Origin of the sequence: Leptotrichia buccalis C-1013-b (assembly GCF_000023905.1) — a bacterium.
In the GTDB taxonomy this organism is placed as follows: domain Bacteria; phylum Fusobacteriota; class Fusobacteriia; order Fusobacteriales; family Leptotrichiaceae; genus Leptotrichia; species Leptotrichia buccalis.
This window is the reverse complement of the sequence record NC_013192.1, coordinates 1,440,779-1,460,825: the sequence shown is the minus strand read 5'-3', so window position 1 is coordinate 1,460,825 and position 20,047 is coordinate 1,440,779. Positions and strand designations below refer to the sequence as shown.

Here is a 20,047-nt window from a genome sequence, read left to right as displayed (position 1 = left end):
TTAGGAGAAAAAGATGTACTTAAAAGCATTGGAGCTGACAGGGTTTAAATCGTTTGCAAATAGAACTGTTGTGGAGTTTGATAATGGGATTACTTCGATTGTCGGGCCTAACGGGAGTGGAAAGAGTAATATTCTGGATGCGATTTTGTGGGTTTTGGGAGAGCAGAGTTATAAGAATATACGGGCGAAAGAGAGTTCGGATATTATTTTTTCTGGCGGAAAGAATAAAAAGCCAAAGTCTATGGCGGAAGTTAGTCTTATTATTGATAATGAGGATAGATATTTGGATGTGGATTTTTCGGAAGTTAAGATTACTCGAAGAATTTTTAAGACTGGGGAAAATGAGTATTTGATAAATAATAAGAAGTCTAGGCTTAAGGATATTCATAATCTTTTTATGGATACAGGAATTGGAAAGCAGGCTTATTCAATAATTGGGCAAGGGCGTGTGGAGAGAATTATTAGTTCTTCGTCTAAGGAGCTGAAAGAGATTATTGAAGAGGCGGCTGGAGTCAAAAGAGCTAAGATTGAAAAGGAAGATTCTGAAAAAAAGCTGCAGGACTTGAAAAATGAAATTGAAAAAATTGATTATGTAGAAAAGGACTTGAAACTGCGGGTTGATTATTTAAAAAAGGAGCAGGAAAAGGCAAGACTTTTTAAAGATTATACGAAAAAGATTGATTTGCAGCGGTTTATGGTGCTGGAATACAATGTCAATGAAAAAACTTCCTTAAAATATGAATATGAGGAAAAAAATCAGGAAATTAAGGAATTATTGAAAGAAAACGAAAAAAATCTTTTACATAAAAAAGATGAACTTCAAAAAATGATTGAAATTAAGGAAGAATTGCATAAAAATTTAGAAAATAAAAAAAATGAAAATAGAAAAAATTTAAAAAATATTCAAAATTTAAAAGATGAATATTCAAAGCTAGTTAATCAAAATTCTAATTTAGAAACTGAAGCAAATGAAAAATCTAAAAGAAAAAATATTTTGGATAAGGACATTGCGGAAAAAGAGGAAATTCTAAAAAATTCTAAAAATGAGCTTGAATTAATAACAAAAGATTTATTTTCAAAGGAAAAGGAAAAATCTGAGTGGGAAAGTAAAGTTGGAGAGCTTAAACGAAAAAATGAGAAAATAGTATCTGAACTAAAAGAATGCACACAAAAAAATTCTAATTTTGAAGTGGATAAAATAAAAATTTCTGGGGAAAATGAAGATTTGGAAAAAAGAATTTTATCAGCAAAATCTGAAAATAAAAGGCTTATTAACGAAAAAAAGTCCTTAGAAATAGAATTTGACAAGATAAATCAGGAAAAACAGACAATTGAAAATAAAAAATCTGAAAAAGAAAAGGAAAAACTTGAAAATGAGGTAAAAATTCAGAAATTAAGGGAAAAAACTGATGAATTACGAAAAGAATATTCCAGAATTAATAATAAAAAGAATGAAATCAGCTATAGTCTTCAAAGTTCTGAAGTCAAGCATAAGGCGATTGCGAATGCACTTGAAAAAAATGAAACTTTTAACCGAAGCATAAAGTACATCCTGAATGAAAAAATTGATGGAGTAATTGGTGCATTTATTAATTTGATTGATATTCCAGCGGGATTTGAGGAAGCGGTGCAGACTTTATCAAGCGGAATGTTTCAGGATATTGTTGTAAAAGATAGTGAAATTGGGAAGAAATGTATTGGGATTCTGAAGGAAAAAAAGCTGGGAAGAGCTTCATTTTTGCCAATTGAAAACATTCGTGTTTCAAAAATGAATGATTTTTTACCTAAAATTGAAAAAATTTCACAGAAAAACAATTTAAAAAATAAAATGTCAGAGGAAGAAAGTCAAAATATAATTTTAAATACAAAAGGAAAAAATGGAATTATCGATTTTGCAAGAAATATTGTGAAAGCTGATAAGAAATTTGTAAATAAAAATATAGAAAAAGTTATTCAGTTTGTGTATGGAAATTCGGTTATTGTAGAGAATCTGGAAGTTGGAACAGAGCTTTTGAAAAAGGGGTTTAATGACAGGATTGTTACACTTGAGGGGGATATTATCACTTCCCGTGGGAGAATGACTGGCGGGCATTCGTTTAAAGGGAAGGATGAAATTCTGGAGCGAAAAAAGGAATTGAAACATCTGGAAAGTGAAATTGAAAAAAATAAAAAGAATTTAAAAGAATTTGAAAAAAAATTATTAGAAATTGTTTCAGAAGGAGAAAAAATTGAATCTGAAAGAATAGAATTTGAGAAAAAATTTGAAAATTTTAAAAATGAATATCAGAACTTTAATGAAAATTATAATGATTTTAGTATGAAATTTAACAGGAAACAGCGGGAAATTGAAACTTTGAATTATGAAGTTTTGGAAAGTGAGAAATTTATTTTAGAAAAAAAGGCAAGAATACAGGAAAATTTTGAAATAATTCAGAATATTGAAAAATATATTAAAGAAAATAATCTAAAAATGACAAGTTTGAATGAAGAATTGAAAAATTTTGAAAATATTGACGAATTTATTCAGAAATTAAATATTGCCGATAGAGATTATGAAATTTTGAAAGTTAGAACGGATAATAATAAAAATCGTTTTGCAGAAATTGAATCTGATTATAAGAAATTACTGAATGAAAAGCTGGAACTGGATGAATTTCAGAAAAAAAGAGAATTACTGGGAAATGAGCTTTTGAAAAAAATATCGGATAAGAAAAGTGAAACTGGGAAAAGTGAAGTAATTATTGAAAATATTCAGAATGAAATTCAGAAAACTGAAAAAAATATTTATGAAATCGAAGAAAAAGAGATAAAATTTATTAGCGAAGTAAAGGATGCTGAATTGAAAATATTTAAAAGTCAAAAGGATTATGAAGCATTAATGGAAAAAATTGTCCAGAATGAAAATGAGTTAAAGAATCAGGAAGCTGAATTTAATGAACTGGAAAATGAAGAAATTTTGAATAACGAAGAGTATTTTGAAATTGCTAATGAAAATGAACTGGTGACAACGAAAAGAAAATTATCGTTAAATGAGAAAAATCGTAATGACATAGGGGCAGTTAATTTAGCTTCCATTGAAGAATTTGAGCATGAAAATGAGCATTATCAGAACATTGTGGCTCAAAAAAAGGATTTGCTGGAAAGCCGGGAAGCATTGTTTGGATTTATACGGGAAATTGAACAGGAAGTTACAAGTAAATTTTTGGTGGCTTACGAAGAAATAAATAAAAATTTTGCGTATATGTGTGAAACAATTCTGAATGGTGCAAAGGGAATAATTAAGATGACTGATCCAGAAAATCTTTTAACGACAGGTCTGGAACTTAGCGTAAAATATAAAAATAAGCCTGAACAGACTTTGCTGCTGCTTTCAGGTGGGGAAAAATCAATGCTGGCAGTTTCGTTTATAATGGCAATCTTTATGTTTAAGCCAAGCCCATTTACATTTTTTGATGAAATAGAGGCGGCATTAGATGAAAAAAATACAAAAAAAATTGTGGAATTATTGCACCAGTTTATCGATAAGTCACAGTTTATCCTGATTACTCATAACAAGGAAACGATGAAAGGTTCTCACAGGCTTTATGGGGTTACGATGAATAAGGAAATTGGGGAAACTAAGATTGTATCGGTGGATGTATAATTTTTTCTTTTTTACTGGTAATTTTTTGATATTTTTGATAAAATATAATAAAAAAATTTATTTTTTTGAATAAGAAAGGAGTAATGTGGAAAATTTTCACATAGAGTAAAGAAATGTTAAAAAAAATATTAGGTTTAACAGTAATACTGATGTTTTCGATTATTGGCTTTTCTGAAACGGATATTTCACAGATAGCAAGTGATTATCCATACAAAGACAGCGCAATAATGGCAACAGTTCTTGGAACGCCAGCTAATCAACATTATCAGTTTAAAAATGCAAAAGGTCCAAAAGTTAGAAAATTTAAAACGACTAAGAAAATTCCTGAAATATTAAGACAATGGAGCGATTATGATTATGGTGTTTGGACACAAAATAAAAAGGCGCCGCTTATGATTTTGATTTCAGGAACAGGATCACTCTATAGCAGTGGATTATCACTATATATAGCAAATGTATTTTATGATAGGGGTTATAATGTAATTACATTCAGCTCACCTACCACAATGCCGTACATAGTTAGTCAAAGTAAAAATAGATATGCTGGATATATAAAGGATGAAACAGAACAACTATATAGTTTAATACAAAAGGCTGTTTTACAAGAGAAAAATAATGGAATGAAGATTGATAAAATATATACTGGAGGTTATAGTCTAGGAGGATTCCAGTCGATATTAATTCATGAAATGGATGATAGAAATAATAGAAAAATTGGGATAGAAAAATCACTTTTATTAAATTCACCAGTTAGTATTTTAAATTCTACAAGAAAATTAGATGATTTCTTAGTAAAAAATGGAATATATGATGCGAGAAGTTTGGAAAAATATTTAGATACAATATTTAGTAAACTTATGTACGATAAATCAATAAGGATAAAAGATATAGAATTTTCAGATCTTAAAACATCGTTAGGAAAATTAGGACTTGGAGAAAAGGATTTTGAAGTGCTGATAGGGCTAATGTTCAGATTTTATTCAGCAAATATGACTTTTGCTGGAGAAGTATTTAGTGGAGAAAATGCTGTGGGTCGGCTTTCTCATAAAAAGTCTTATAAACGATTTGATTCGGTTACAGAAGAATTTAAGGAAGGATTGTCAGTTTCTTTTGATGAATACTCAACAGAGATTTTATATCCGTATTTAAAGAAAAATAAAAATCCTGATTTAAGTTTGGATGACTTTGTAAACGAGTTTGATTTAAGACATGTTCAGAGTTTTATAGATAAAAATAATAAAAATATTGTATTTATAACTTCAACGGATGATATTTTACTTGAAGATGAAGATTTGGATTATATAAAGAAAACATTTTCAAATAGAGTTTTAATACCATTTGGTGGGCATACAGGAGTGTTATGGCATAAAGATGTGTCAAAATTAATGGTAGATAAATTGGAGGAAAACTAAAATATGACAAGAAAAAATAAATTATTAATATTTGGAACTATGCTTATTATTGCAACAGTTGGTCAAGCTAAAGCTAAAAACTTGAAAAATGAAAATACAGCGGTATTTATTGAAGAAAATGAAAAAGAAGCAAATGATGATATTTTTATAGAATTTACAGAAGAGAAAAATGAAAAAGCGCCAGATAAAAATATTGACGTGGTTTCATATACAAACTTAAAAACTAATAAAAAAAATAAAAAAGATGAGAATAAATATGTTGCTTTTGAACAGGATAATTATGGGATTTTAGCAGCAAATTTGGAAGAATTAGATGAAGATTACATTGTTTCCAGCCAAGTTTTTGAGCTGACAGGAATAAAAGATTCATTGGAACCTCTTAATAGAAGAATGTATGCTTTTAATACACAACTTGATAGAAAAGTACTTTACCCAGCTTCACGTGTCTATTCAGCAGTTGTCCCAAAACCAATTAGAAAAGGAATTTCAAATTTCTATAATAATTTTAATGAAATACCTACATTTGTAAATTCAGTATTACAATTAAAACCTGGAAAAGCAGTAAATGCACTTGGAAGATTTTTTGTAAATTCAACTGTGGGAGTTCTGGGAGTAGCCGATGTCGCTACAAAATTTGGAATGAAAAAAGATCCTGAAACAATGGGAGATACACTAGGGCATTATGGCGTAAGAGGAGGTTCATATTTAATTTTACCTGTATTTGGTCCAAGTAATTTAAGAGATGCATTTGGAACGGCAGTAGATACTTTAGGAGAAGGAGCAGTGCGAGGTCTAGTTGAAGACAAGTTGTTTTTTGATACAGGAGTTTTTGATAAAAATATTTATGGAAGTACAAGACCGATTGTTACAGGGTTAAATGCCCGTTCTATGTTGAGTATGAGATACGGGGATTTAAATTCGCCTTTTGAGTATGATTTGATAAAAGCACTTTATTATAATTATAGAAAAATAAGAATTATAAAATAAAAATTTTAAGTATGAAGCTAATTAAAATAAATAATAAAAAATAAGAGCAGGAGGAACTAAAATGAGTTATGTAAAAGATGTAGATCTGGAAGTGTACAATGCGATTGTGGAAGAAGAAAAGAGGCAAGAAGAAGGAATCGAGCTTATTGCATCAGAAAATTTTGTTTCAAAGGCGGTAATGGAAGCAGCAGGGTCAGTGTTTACAAATAAATATGCTGAAGGCTATCCAGGGAAAAGATATTATGGTGGTTGTGTAAATGCTGATGTTGTGGAAAGTTTGGCAATTGAGAGATTAAAGGAAATATTTGGAGCAAAATATGCAAATGTTCAGCCGCATTCAGGTTCACAAGCTAATATGGGAGTTTATGTGGGACTTCTTGAAGCTGGAGATAAAATTTTGGGAATGAGCCTTAGTGCAGGTGGACATTTGACACATGGTTATAAAATAAATTTTTCAGGAAAAAATTATATCGGTCTAGAATACGGATTAAATCCTGAAACTGAATTAATCGACTATGAAGCAGTTAGAGAAATTGCTTTAAGAGAAAAGCCTAAAATGATAGTTGCAGGAGCAAGTGCATATTCGAGAATTATTGACTTTAAAAAATTTAGGGAAATTGCTGATGAAATAGGGGTATATTTGATGGTTGATATGGCTCATATTGCAGGACTTGTGGCAGCTGGACTTCATCCAAATCCAATAGAATATGCAGATGTTGTAACTTCTACAACTCATAAGACATTAAGAGGGCCTCGTGGTGGAATAATTTTGACAAATAATGAAGAAATATCTAAAAAAGTGAATAAAACAATATTTCCAGGAATACAAGGCGGACCATTAGTTCATATAATTGCTGCAAAAGCTGTTGCTTTTAAAGAAGCTCTTAGTCCAGAATTTAAAAAATATCAGGAACAAGTAGCTAAAAATGCAAAAGTTATGGCTGAAGAACTTGTAAAAGGTGGACTTAGAATCGTAAGTGGTGGTACTGACAATCATCTAATGCTAGTAGATTTACGTCCAATGGGAGTTACAGGAAAATTGGCTGAAGCAAAACTTGAAGAAGCTGGAATTACTTGTAACAAAAATGCCATTCCAAATGATCCTGAAAAACCATTTGTCACAAGTGGAATAAGACTTGGAACACCTGCAATTACAGCTCGTGGGTTTAAAGAAGAAGAAACTAAACAAGTGGCACAATTTATATTGACTGTATTAGGAAACATAGATAATAGCGAAAAAATTTCCGAAGTAAAAGAGCAAGTTACAGAATTAACAGGAAGATTTCCACTTTATAAAGGAAAATAAGCGAATATTTAGGAGAAAATGTGAGAAATAATAATAGAAAAAATGACGAAATGAGAGAAGTAAAAGTAACTAAAAATTATATTATTCATCCTGAAGGTTCAGTTCTGATTGAATTTGGAAATACAAAGGTTATCTGTAATGCAACTGTTGAAGAAAAAATACCGAGATGGCTGAGGGGAACCGGATCTGGATGGATAACAGCAGAATACAGTATGTTACCAAGAGCTACAAACACACGTGTTCAAAGAGAATCAACAAAAGGAAAACTTTCTGGAAGAACAATGGAAATCCAAAGGCTAATTGGCAGAGCTTTAAGAGCGACAATAGATTTGGAAAAATTGGGAGAAAGAACGATAATGATTGATTGTGACGTGATTCAGGCTGACGGCGGGACAAGAACTGCCTCAATAACAGGAGCATATCTAGCTTTGGAACTAGCAATAGAAAAATTAATTGATGAGAGAAAGCTGAAAGAAATGCCAATTAAAGCTAAAGTTGCGGCAATAAGTGTTGGAAAGGTGCGAAATGAACTGCTTCTTGATTTAGAATACGAAGAAGATTCAAGAGCAGATGTGGATATGAATATCGTAATGAATGATAAAGGTGAATTTATCGAGCTTCAAGGAACAGGGGAAGAAGCGACTTTTACACAAACAGAACTTTTAAAATTTATTGAATTATCAAAAAATGCCTTTGATAAATTGTTTAAGTTATAAAAAACTTTAGGTTAAGGCAGGTGAACATATTGAAAAAAAATAGAATGGATAAGTTACTGGATGAGTATATGAAAAGAATACAAGCTGGTGATACAAAGGCAATGAATGAAATAGCACTTATTTTTCAGAACAGTTACCAAAATAAAGAAGCGGAAAAATGGTTTTTAAAGGCAATTGATGCGGGAGATTATGAATATGCCAATAATCTTGGATATTTATATGCTACTCAAAATAATTCTAAAAAAGCGGAAAAATATTATATAATGGCAATTAAAAATGGAGATTTGAATGCCTTAAACAATCTTGCGGTCTTATATGAACAAAATGGAAAAAATGAAAAAGCGGAAGAATATTATCTAAAAGCAGTTGAAAAAAATTGTGAAGGTGCAAGAAATAATTTATTAATATTTTACAACAAAACTAATCAGACTAAAAAGGAAAAGGATATTTATTTACATTTAGCCTGGAAAAATGATGCGAATGCAATGAATCATCTAGGAATGATATTAGCAGGTGAAGGAAAATTCAAAGAAGCTGAAGAATGGTTTTTAAAAGCTGCGGCACTTGGAGATAAGCATGCAAAGGGGAATTTGAAAATTTTAAAGGGAAACATGTAATCCAGCAGAAATTTAGTAAATTTTTTTAAAATTAAATTAACAAAAATTAACCAAATTTAAGATTTGCGTAAAACAATTATAAGTTTTAAGTCTGATTTTAAAATAGTTTTTTAGTATATTTAATGTTTTTATTGTATCAAATTATAATGAAGAAAAATTATTTATTTTTAAATTAAAATTTGACTAATTTGATTATATGTGGTAACATAAAAATGAGATATTTGAAATAAAAATAAATAAATTGGAGGAATTAAAATGGGATTATTTGATTTATTCAAAAAAGGTAATAAAGGTGATGAAACTAAACAAGAATTTGAAGGGAAAGTAGTAGCACCTATTTCAGGAAACATCTTACCTTTATCAGAAGTACCTGATGAAGTTTTTGCTCAAAAAATGGTAGGAGATGGAATCGCTATTGAACCAACAGCGTCAGGTGTAATGTTAGCACCAGCTTCTGGAAGAGTAGAAAAAATCTTTGATACTAATCACGCTTTTAGTATTGTAACACCTGCTGGAATTGAAATTTTCGTTCACTTTGGAATGGATACAGTTCAATTGGAAGGAAAAGGATTTGAAAGAATCGCTGAAGAAGGAGCAGTAGTAAAAGCAGGAGATCCATTAATCAAATATGATTATGATTTCTTAAAAGCAAATGCAAAATCAATTATCACGCCAGTAATTATTTCAAATTATGAAGATTATGCTTCATTAAATCCAGTTGAATCAGGAGCTGCAACTGCAGGAGAAACAGTTGTATTGAATGTTCAAAAATAGTTTTAATGAAAAGTAATTTTAATTAAATCAAAAAAATCTCTATTTAAGTTGGAAAATTCCTGCTTTTTTAGAGATTTTTTGTTTGAAAAAAGGTAAATTCAAAAGAAGAAGCGGCTGATGAGACAAAATTATAGGATTTTTTAAGGAAAAAGACTAAAATTTAATCCATATACTGGAAAAACAAATATTCCTTTTAAAAACGGCATTTACAAATGTGAAAACACAAATGTTTCGTTTAGAGTATTTATATTGAGATATCTTTATGTTGATGATTTGGATATTTCTGGAACATTAACTTTTGAAATAAAAAATGGAAGAATGGTAAAATTTGAAGCAAGAGATTCAAAAACTGGTAAATTAGAATTTTCTGCACAATATAATCAAAGTGGACCTGTTGGAGAAATGGAAGAATATTATGATAATGGAAAACTTTATAGAAAATCTACTTTGAGAAAGAAAAATAATTTTCATCCATTTAGTAATCCAGATGATTTTAAAGATTATGTGGAATATTATGAAATATATGATATAAATACAGGAGAAATTGTAAAAAAAGAAAGTTTGGCTAATAAAACGGGAATTATCTGGAGATATAATTCTAAGACTGGAAAATTGGAAATGGAAAGTCATTTAGAAAATGGAAAAATATTTTTGCAAAAAGAGTATGGAGAAGATGGAAAAATAATTCAGGAATATAATTATTAAAATAAAACATTTAAAATAATCGTTGTGATAAAAAGCAACGATTTTTTATTTAGCAAAAATATATTCAAGTTCTTAATGAAAATAAATATTTGCTTTTTAAACAGAGAATATTATAAAATATAATTTTAAATAGAGTTTAGTTTATAAAAAAATTATGATATAATAAGACTAAATGATTTAAAAATTTGAATAAAAAATTGAATGAATTTTGTATAAAAAAGAAGGAGGTTTGTATTGTGAAGAAATTAGAGGAGAGTAGAATTCTTGCTATGGCTCCGAATGCTTCGGCGATTTCAAATGCAAAAAAACTTTGCGATAAAGGAGCATTTTTGAGATTATGGTGTTCTGCTGATGATACTTTGTATATGGGTGAATGTAAAGGAAGCGGAAAATCGAATTATACGGTTTCAGTAGATTTTATTGATGAGGAAAATCCTGTTACACGATGCACTTGTCCAAGCAGACAATTTCCTTGTAAGCATGGATTAGCTTTGTTATTTGAGATATTGAAAGAAGAAAAATTTGAGGAGTGTGAAATACCAGAAGATATTTTAGCAAAGAGAGAAAAAAAGGAAAAATCGAAGGCTAAAAAGGCAAACGAGGAAAAGGAAACTAAAAAGAAATCTCCCTCAAAGACATCTAAAGCAGCTAGAACAAAGAAAATTAAAAAGCAACTTGAAGGGCTAGATTTGATAAAGAAAATAAGTTCGCAATTATTGAAAGTTGGACTTTCTGCAATGGGAAGCATTTCGATTACAGAGTATAGAGATATTGTAAAGCAATTGGGAGATTATTATTTGCCAAGACCACAAGTTTTGTTTCAAAGGCTACTTTTGGAAATTCAGGCATATAAAGAGGATCAGGATAAGATACATTATCAGACAGCTTTAGAATGTTTGAAAAAGTTGAGGGCGATTGAGAAAAAAGGAAGAGAGTTTTTGAATGAGCAACTTGAAAAGAATGATACAGAATTGACAGATAATACGTTGTATGAGGATTTAGGAGGCGTATGGAAGTTAACTCAGTTGAATGATTTGGGGCTGAAAAGGGAAAATGTGAGATTGGTGCAGCTTTCGTTTGAAGTAAATTATGATGAGGCTAGTAAGATTTTTACAGATCGTGGGTACTGGATTGACTTGGAAAGAGGGGAAGTGTCATATACTGCTAATTATAGACCTCGTTCGGCAATGAAATATATCAAGCAGGAAAATTCTAACTTTTCGTTATTGACAGTGCCTGTATTGACTTTTTATCCAGGTGGTGTTAATAAGAGAATAAGATGGGATGCGGCTAGTTTTGATAAGATTGAAAGTTCTTGTTGTAAAAAGATAAAAAAGCATGCTCAAAATATAGAACAGGCTGTAAAAATAGCTAAAAATGAGCTTAAAAATATTTTGGCAAATAATGAAGTGGCTTTACTGCTAGGATTTGAAAAAATTATGTTTGTTAAAGAGGAAGATACGAAAAAGTATATTTTAGTTGATAAAAATAAAAGAATGATAGAACTTAAGCATACAAAAAACAAGGTATTTTCAGAGAATTTTTATGAGCTTTTGCCAAATGAATGTTTGGAAAATCAAGTGATGTTCGTAAAATTATTTTATGAAGGTAGAAATATTTATGCTGAAGCACAAAGTATTGTAACTGATGATAAAATTATTCGTTTTGGATTTTAGAATGAGTTTAGGAAGGAGCAAAAATGAATTTAGAACCGTTATATGAATTGAAGAACAGGCTTGAAAATGTGGCGATCGTTGGGATAAATTTGGTGAAAGATGATTTTCGTTTGCAAAGAGCTGTTGATCAAATGAAGGGATATGCTTCGGCTGCCAAAGTATTTAAACAAATTTATGAAATGGGGCAAAAATTGATTGAAGGCGATGAGGAAGATAAATGTGATTTATTTTTAGATTTGTTGGCTTTGCTTGATGCGGTGCTTTGTACCCAAGCGACAACTTATTCAGGTGATAATTTGCAAAAAATAGAAACGACTGCTGGAAAAGAAAATTTTTATCAAGAACTTCATTACAGTGAGTTGAGTGAATTAATTGCTGCATTTAAAGGAACTGGCGGTGGTCGTTTCAGAGTTATTGATTCGACATTGCGATGGGATAATCCTGAAATAGTGAGTGATTTTAGAGTGAAGAAATTTATGATAAACGGACTTAATGATAATTATTCTGGAATTATAGATTTAATGATTCAAATGTTAAAGAAACAGGGGAAAGAAATAGTTCCGTTATTGAAAGAAGGATTTAATCCCCAAGGTAAAAAGGAAATGGTTGCTCGATTGGAAATTATTGTGGATATTTGTAAAGGCGAGGAAAATGATTTTTACAAATATTGTGTTGAAAATGGTGGAAAAGAAGTGAAAGAAGTTGCAATTGGAGCTTTGGCATATAATCAGGATAATGTTGACTATCTTTTAGATTTAATGAAAAAAGAACGTGGAAAATTGAAAAATAAAGTGTTTGAAAGTCTTGCGTATATGGATGATGAGAGAGTCAAAAAAGAGTGGGATAAATTTTTTAGAAAAAAGCCATTTGAAAATATTGAATATTTAAAAGGTACAGAACAACAATGGGTATCAGATTATATTAACAATTATATTAAAGAATATACAGAAGATTTAAAAAATAAAACATTAAAAACAAAAGAAGAAAGAAGAAAAGTTCAGGAAGAGGTTGCAGAATTGTGTTCAGTTAGTTCAAATAAAAGAACAGAAAAAACTTTATCATTATACCAAGAACTGTATCCTTATAATAAAGCTGCTGTAAAAAGAATTTTAAGCCATTACATAGTAACTGAAATAAATAAAGAAATTACGAATTTAATAAAGAAACTGTCTAAAGTATATGAAGGAGAGTTCTTAGAACAAGAATTTTTAATTTCACTTATTAAAGATAAACCTGAAACTACATATAAGAATTTTTCTAAATTTGCAGGAGCAGGAAAAGATGAAAAAGGAATAAAAAAATTATTTCATACCTTCTTTGCTAATAATAAAATTTCTAAAAATAAGGAAGAAGCTAAAGTTCAAGAGGATTTTAGTACATTATTTGATGTAATTTTTCATATTCACTATGATGAAGAAAATAAAGAATATATTTTATATTGGCAAAATATAAATGATTATAGTGTTATGAAAATAAAGTTAAATGGTTTTGATAAAAAATGGTATAATATAATCTTTAATATTGAAGATGATTTCTATACAAATTGGAATTATTACAGTTCATATCATAGAGATTTAAAGAGCTTATATAATCCAGATATAAAGGGAATGAAAGAAAAATACGGAGCATTTTACTATAATATTATTCTTTCTCGTATTCCTTATAGTGAAGATATAGAGTTTTTAAATAAGTTAGGATGGACAGATTATAAAGATTTTCTTAAAGGAAAAATAGATATTGAAAAAAATGCACCTAAATTACATAATAGAGTAAGGTCAATAGGATATATTTTAAATGAAGTTCCTATATCTGAAAGTGAATTAATAAATCAAATTGAAGAATTATTTGAAATGGATAAAAAAACAAAAAGAGTGTCTATAAATTTATGTGAAAAATGGCTAGAAAAGTTAAATAATGGAATGAAAGTGAAGGAGTTGTAAAAAATGGCTAAAAAAGAAGAATTACAAAGATTAACAGCAGAACAGATGTTTCAAGATGAAATTGATGCATTAATTAAGGCAGAAAAAAATCCGATACCTACTGGATGGAAAATGTCACCTAAATCAGTGCTGACATATATTTGTGGAGGTAAAGCTGGAAGAAAAGTGATAACACCTAAATATATTGGGAATAAAAGATTGGTTGAGATTGCAATTTCGACCTTGGTTACGGATAGGGCATTGCTTCTGATTGGGGAGCCGGGAACTGCAAAATCTTGGTTGTCGGAGCATTTGACGGCGGCGATAAATGGAGATTCAACTCGAGTTATTCAAGGGACAGCGGGAACGACTGAAGAGCAAATTAGATATTCTTGGAATTATGCGATGTTGATTGCAGAAGGACCTACAAAAGATGCGTTGATACCAAGTCCGATTTATAAAGCGATGGAAGATGGGGCGATTGCTAGAGTGGAAGAAATTTCTCGTTGTGCGTCAGAAGTGCAAGATGCGTTGATTTCTTTGTTGTCAGAAAAAAGAATGAGTGTGCCTGAATTGAATGTAGAAATTCCAGCTAAAAAAGGGTTCTCTATTATTGCAACTGCGAATACTCGTGATAAGGGAGTTAATGAGATGTCGGCGGCGTTAAAGAGACGTTTTAATATTGTGGTATTGCCAAGTCCAAATACCCTTGAAGCAGAGATAGATATTGTTAGAAGTAGAGTTACGCAACTTGCAGGAAATTTGGATTTGAATGCGAAATTGCCTGAAGAGGAAGTTATTGAAAAAGTTTGTACAGTATTTAGAGAATTGCGTCAAGGTGTTACGTTAGATGGAAGACAAAAGATAAAGCCGACTGCAAATGTGTTATCGACTGCAGAAGCTATTTCACTTTTAGCGAATAGTATGGCGTTGGCTGGAAGTTTTGGGGATGGAGAGATATCAGATTATGACTTGGCGGCAGGATTGCAGGGAGCTGTAGTAAAAGAAGATAGTAAAGATGGGCAAATTTGGGAAGAATATTTGGAAAATATTATGAAAAAACGAGGTTCAGAATGGCTGGATCTTTATAAAGAATGTAAGGCACTTAACAAAGCTACTAAATAAAGGCGGTGGAATAAATGAAAAAACAAAATGAAGGGAAACCGAATATATTCGGAGTTAGGCATTTTTCACCAGCTGGAGTACATTATTTGAAAAATTATTTAGATGAAATACAGCCAAAAATCGTTTTGATAGAAGGGCCTTCTGATTTCAATGACCTTATTAGCGAAATTACTGGAAAAAATATTGTTCCGCCAATTGCCGTAATGGCTTACACTTTAGAAGCGCCTATCCAGACAATAGTATATCCATTTGCAGAGTTTTCTCCAGAATATCAAGCTATTTTATGGGCAAAGGAAAATGGAGTAGAGTGTAGATTTTGTGATTTGCCATCTTCAATTTTTTTAGGTGTAGAAAGTGTAAAGAAAAATTTAGATGAGAATCCAGAGGAAAATTTGAATGCCTACATTTATAGAAAAATTAATGAATATTCGGAAGATTCAGATGATGAAGTCTTTTGGGAAAGAGTAGTGGAACAGGCTTCTGATTATAGGGCATATCGTAGTGGAGCAAGAGATTATGGGAAATATTTGAGGGAGTTGACTTTATCAAATACGGTGTCTGATGCGAAAAATATTATTAGAGAGTCGTACATGTGTAAAGTCGTTTCTGATGTGTGTAAAGAAGGCTACAAAATGGATGAGATTGCTATGGTTGTTGGGGCTTTTCATGTTGAAGGAATAGAAAGTGGCAAATTGATTTTAACTGAAAAGGAAATTAAAAAATTACCAAAATTAGAATCTAAAAAAACGTTAATGCCTTATTCTTACTATAAACTATCGAGTTATTCAAATTATGGAGCTGGAAATAAGGCACCAGGGTATTATGAATTTTTGTGGAATGGTTTAGAAAAAGGAGACTCACTTTTTGCGACATATATGTATTTAAGTAAAATTGCAGAATATCAAAGGGAAAATGGGAATATGATATCGTCAGCTCAAATTATAGAGGCAGTCCATCTAGCAACTTCATTGGCAAATTTGCACGATGGGAAAATACCGACGTTAAAGGATATAAAAGATGCAGCAATTACTTGTATGGCACACGGAAGCTACTCAGAACTAGTTTTAGCAATGGCGAATGTTGAAGTTGGGAAAAAAATAGGAAGTATTCCAAAGGAAGCTATTCAAACGTCAATACAGTCTGATTTTTATAATTTATTGAAGGAATTGAAACTTGAAAAATATCGTTCATTAACAGCGACAGAAATAAAATTAGATTTGAGGGAAAAATTAAGGGTTCAATCAGAAAAATTAGCATTTATGGACTTGGAACGTTCATTCTTTTTTCATAAATTAAGAGTTTTGAATATTTCGTTTGCAAAACTTATTGGGAATCGCCAAGAAAATACAACTTGGGCAGAAGAATGGATTTTACAATGGAAACCAGAAACAGAAATTGAAATTGTGGAAACAATCTTAAAAGGAGATACAATTGAATTTGCAACAGCTTTTGAATTGATGCAAAGAATAGAAGGTGCAAAAACATTGTCAGAAATGGCAGAAATAGTGAAAGATGCCTTCTATTGCGGAATGCCAAAAGCACTAGAAAAAGCGTTTCAAGCGTTACAAAATTTCATAACAGGTGACGTCCCTATTGATGAAATAGCCAAGACAATGTCGACTTTATCACTGATGCTTCGTTATGGCGATATCAGAAAATTAGACACAAAAGTTCTGATCCCTATTCTTGAGCAACTATTTTTAAGAGTTTGCTTAATATTACCAAGCGAGTCTTTTTGCGACAATAATGCAGCAGTAGAACTAGCTAAAAGTATAATGATAATGCATACTGTAGTTGAAAATTATGATTTTTTAGATAGAGAAAGATGGTATTCACTTCTTTTAGAAATTTCAAAGAGAGACGATTTAAATACAAAAATCTCAGGACTTGCAATGGCTATATTACTGGAAGCTGGAAAAATTGATAATGAAGTACTTGGAAAAGAAGTCGAAAAAAGATTGTCAAAAGGAGTTCCCGCAGATTTAGGGGCAACTTGGTTTGAAGGTCTGTCGATGAAAAATCATTACACCTTAATTGCAAGACTTGGACTTTGGAAAAAACTCCAAAATTATATTTCAAATTTAGATGAGGAAGAATTTAAAAGAGCATTATTATTTTTAAGAAGAGCTTTTGCTGATTTTACTTCAAATGAAAAGCATGATATTGCAGAAAATATTGCAGAAATATGGGGCTTGAATAAAAATGATGTAAGTGCTGTAATAAATGATGATTTGGGAGAAAATGAGAAAGAAATAATTGCAGGATTAGAAGAATTTGATTTTGATGATATTTGATTGAAAATAATTTTTTGAAAGAAAAATTGAAAATAAGGTAATTGATAAAATAATAAAATATTAAGGAGGTGTAAAAATGGACTATAAAGAAAATATAAAACGTTGGCGATTGATTCTTGGAAAAGATACAGAAGAAGAATTTTCGTCTATGGATTCAGAAGCTATTCCAAGTTTTACAGAGGAAGATTGGTTGATGGATAAGGCATTGGATACGATTTATAATCCGACAGGACAATTTATGGGTGGAGATTCTGCTGGGCAAGGTCCGTCTAATCCGCAAATTAGTAGATGGCTCGGAGATGTTAGAACTTTGTTTGATAAAGAGTTGGTGAAAATTATTCAGACGGATGCGATGGAAAGATGTGGATTGAAACAATTACTTTTTGAGCCTGAAATATTGGATCAAGTAGAGCCTAACATAAACCTTGCTTCAACAATTATGCTTTTGAAAGAGCAAATTCCACAAAAAAGTAAAGAAAGTGTTAGAAATTTTATAAAAAAAATTGTAGAGGAAATTAATAAATTGTTGGAAAGTGATATTAGAAGAGCAGTTAGAGCAGCACTTAACAAGAAACAACACTCGCCAATTCCATCTGCGTCATCTTTGGATTTTAAAACAACGATACGAAGAGGGATAAAAAATTACAACAGGGAATTAAAAAAAATTGTTCCAGAGCATTATTATTTTTTTGAGAGAGCAAGCGTTAACCCTACAAGTAAATTTACAGTCATTTTGGATATTGACCAAAGTGGATCGATGGGAGAATCTGTAATTTATTCTTCAGTAATGGCGTGTATTTTAGCAAGTATCGCTTCACTGAAAACACGAGTAGTAGCTTTTGATACTGAAATTGTGGATTTGACAGAAAAATCAGATGATCCAGTTGATTTGCTATACGGATTTCAGCTAGGTGGTGGAACAAATATCAATAAATCAATTAAATATTGTACAAAATATATTGAAAATCCGAAAAAAACAATATTTTTTCTAATTTCTGATTTAATTGAAGGTAGGAATCGTGGTGAAATGTTAAGAAGATTACAAGAAATGAAAGATTCGGGAGTAATAGTAGTTTGTCTTTTAGCAATATCTGGAGATGGAAAACCTTATTACGACTCACAAATGTCTGGAAAAATTGCTTCACTTGGAATTCCGTGTTTTGCTTGTAATCCTGAAAAATTGCCGCTTTTACTTGAGAGAGTGTTGAAAAATATGGATTTGAGTTCGTTTGAGAAAGAGTTTGAAAAGAAAAAATGAAATCGAATATAATAAAAGTAGATAATAAAATTTTTATATTTTGGCTATTTACATTTTTTTAATAAAAAGATAGCAAGAAATCTCTGACTTCTATAAGTGGGAAATGAATTGATTTTTTTGTAAAAAAAATTGAAAAAAGAATACACTTATGATACAATTTTTGTATAAAATATTGAAGAGAAGTCATTAAAAATAATATTCAAAAGCAAAAGGAGGTGTAATTTTGTGAAATATAATTTAGCATTCAAATACAGGATTTATCCAAATAAGGAGCAAGAATTGTTGATAAACAAGACTTTTGGATGTGTTCGTTTTGTTTACAATACAATTTTGTATACTGCTAATAAAATTTATGAAAAAACCGGAAAAAATAAAATAATTACACCTGCCAGTTTGAAAAGTGAAAACCAATTTTTGAAAGAAGTTGACAGTCTGGCACTTTCAAATGCTCAATTGAATGTAAAACGATCGTTTACAAATTTTTTTCAGAAGAGAGCGAAGTTTCCAAAGTTCAAATCTAAAAAGAATAATATTAAAAGCTACACAACAAATTGTGTAAATAATTCGATACGAATTGAGGAAAACGAATATTTGGTTTTGCCAAAATTGAAAAAAGTAAAATTGAAATATCATAGAGAAATACCAAAGGATTATAAAATAAAGTCGGTAACATTGACAAATAGTAATGGAAATTACTATGTTTCTGTTTTGACGGAATTTGAAAAAAAAATTCAAAAAATGCCAAGTAATGATAAAGTGATTGGACTTGATTTTTCAATGTCTGAATTATTTGTCAGTTCTGAAAATCAAAGGGCTGATTATCCAAAATATTTTAGGATGTTGGAGAAAAAATTGAAAAAATTACAAAAATCATTATCAAGAAAAGTAAAATTTTCTAAAAATTGGTATAAGCAAAGATCGAAAATATCAAAATTACATGAGTATATCAAAAATTGTCGAAGAGATTTCTTGCATAAATTATCGAAAAAATTATCTGAAGAGTATAATGCTGTGGTTGTTGAGGATTTGAATATGAAAGGGATGAGCCAGACATTAAATTTTGGAAAAAGTGTAGGAGATAATGGATGGGGAATGTTTTTGAGGATGCTTGAGTATAAGTTGATGTTTTTAGGAAAGCAATTTTTAAAAATAGATAAGTGGTTTCCGTCGTCGAAAACTTGTAGTAAATGTGGAAATGTTAAAGAGGAACTGAAATTATCAGAAAGAAGTTATAAATGTGAGTGCTGTGGAATTGAGATTGATAGAGATTACAATGCGGCACTGAATATAAAAAACATTGGAAAAGAGATGTTGAAATATTAGGAAATAAAAAGACAGGGTAGGAACTGCCCGAAGAGCTTGGTAAATATATTTGGCTAACAAAAGAAGATACTTCCCAAGAAGCTTCCGCTTCTAAAAGCGGGAGTAGTTCACCAACAGAACAGAATTGAATGATTATCTTATGAATAAATAATACTGCATGGGGATAGCCTGTAGCTAGACCATTTATCATGGAAAATGATGAATTACTGAAAGGGTACGGAAATAATCCCAATAATAAATAATTATTTTTTGAGTATTTTAGAAGGAGTTGTTGAGAATGTTTTTTTTAAAA

Annotated in this window: 14 protein-coding genes; all 14 read left to right on the top strand. The window is 30.4% G+C overall.

The window, feature by feature from the left end; all coding sequences use genetic code 11:
* Window positions 1-13 precede the first annotated feature (13 nt).
* The 14 genes from smc (at window position 14) to LEBU_RS06740 (ending at window position 19,755) form a co-directional block, all read left to right on the top strand.
* Window positions 14-3,643: a chromosome segregation protein SMC gene (gene smc / locus LEBU_RS06805; protein WP_015769604.1), complete on the top strand. Its 3,630-nt coding sequence runs from the start codon at window positions 14-16 to the stop codon at window positions 3,641-3,643.
* Between the two features lie 113 nt (window positions 3,644-3,756).
* Entirely contained in the window at window positions 3,757-5,055 is a 1,299-nt protein-coding gene (locus LEBU_RS06800) for a hypothetical protein (protein WP_015769603.1), read from the top strand.
* A 3-nt stretch (window positions 5,056-5,058) separates the two neighbouring features.
* Window positions 5,059-6,042, top strand: coding sequence for an MlaA family lipoprotein (locus LEBU_RS06795; protein ID WP_015769602.1), 984 nt, complete (start codon window positions 5,059-5,061; stop codon window positions 6,040-6,042).
* A 61-nt stretch (window positions 6,043-6,103) separates the two neighbouring features.
* Window positions 6,104-7,348, top strand: coding sequence for a serine hydroxymethyltransferase (gene glyA, locus LEBU_RS06790; protein WP_015769601.1), 1,245 nt, complete (start codon window positions 6,104-6,106; stop codon window positions 7,346-7,348).
* 20 nt (window positions 7,349-7,368) lie between these two features.
* Complete coding sequence (gene rph, locus LEBU_RS06785) at window positions 7,369-8,064, top strand: ribonuclease PH (RefSeq protein ID WP_015769600.1); 696 nt, start codon at window positions 7,369-7,371, stop codon at window positions 8,062-8,064.
* Between the two features lie 20 nt (window positions 8,065-8,084).
* Entirely contained in the window at window positions 8,085-8,681 is a 597-nt protein-coding gene (locus LEBU_RS06780; protein ID WP_015769599.1) for a tetratricopeptide repeat protein, read from the top strand.
* A gap of 255 nt (window positions 8,682-8,936) precedes the next feature.
* Window positions 8,937-9,455: a PTS sugar transporter subunit IIA gene (locus LEBU_RS06775; protein WP_015769598.1), complete on the top strand. Its 519-nt coding sequence runs from the start codon at window positions 8,937-8,939 to the stop codon at window positions 9,453-9,455.
* Between the two features lie 249 nt (window positions 9,456-9,704).
* Window positions 9,705-10,160 (top strand): hypothetical protein, encoded by a 456-nt coding sequence (locus tag LEBU_RS06770; RefSeq protein WP_015769597.1) that lies wholly within the window; start codon window positions 9,705-9,707, stop codon window positions 10,158-10,160.
* Window positions 10,161-10,429: 269 nt separating this feature from the next.
* Window positions 10,430-11,836 (top strand): SWIM zinc finger family protein, encoded by a 1,407-nt coding sequence (locus tag LEBU_RS06765; protein WP_203415724.1) that lies wholly within the window; start codon window positions 10,430-10,432, stop codon window positions 11,834-11,836.
* A gap of 23 nt (window positions 11,837-11,859) precedes the next feature.
* Window positions 11,860-13,776: a hypothetical protein gene (locus LEBU_RS06760; RefSeq protein WP_015769595.1), complete on the top strand. Its 1,917-nt coding sequence runs from the start codon at window positions 11,860-11,862 to the stop codon at window positions 13,774-13,776.
* 3 nt (window positions 13,777-13,779) lie between these two features.
* Complete coding sequence (locus LEBU_RS06755; RefSeq protein WP_015769594.1) at window positions 13,780-14,880, top strand: ATP-binding protein; 1,101 nt, start codon at window positions 13,780-13,782, stop codon at window positions 14,878-14,880.
* A gap of 14 nt (window positions 14,881-14,894) precedes the next feature.
* On the top strand, window positions 14,895-17,174 hold the full coding sequence (locus tag LEBU_RS06750) for a DUF5682 family protein (RefSeq protein ID WP_015769593.1): 2,280 nt from the start codon (window positions 14,895-14,897) through the stop codon (window positions 17,172-17,174).
* Window positions 17,175-17,250: 76 nt separating this feature from the next.
* Entirely contained in the window at window positions 17,251-18,432 is a 1,182-nt protein-coding gene (locus LEBU_RS06745; protein WP_015769592.1) for a VWA domain-containing protein, read from the top strand.
* Between the two features lie 225 nt (window positions 18,433-18,657).
* Window positions 18,658-19,755 carry an RNA-guided endonuclease TnpB family protein gene (locus LEBU_RS06740; RefSeq protein WP_015769591.1) on the top strand — a complete coding sequence of 366 codons (1,098 nt, stop codon included), beginning with the start codon at window positions 18,658-18,660 and terminating at the stop codon, window positions 19,753-19,755.
* Window positions 19,756-20,047: the final 292 nt, after the last annotated feature.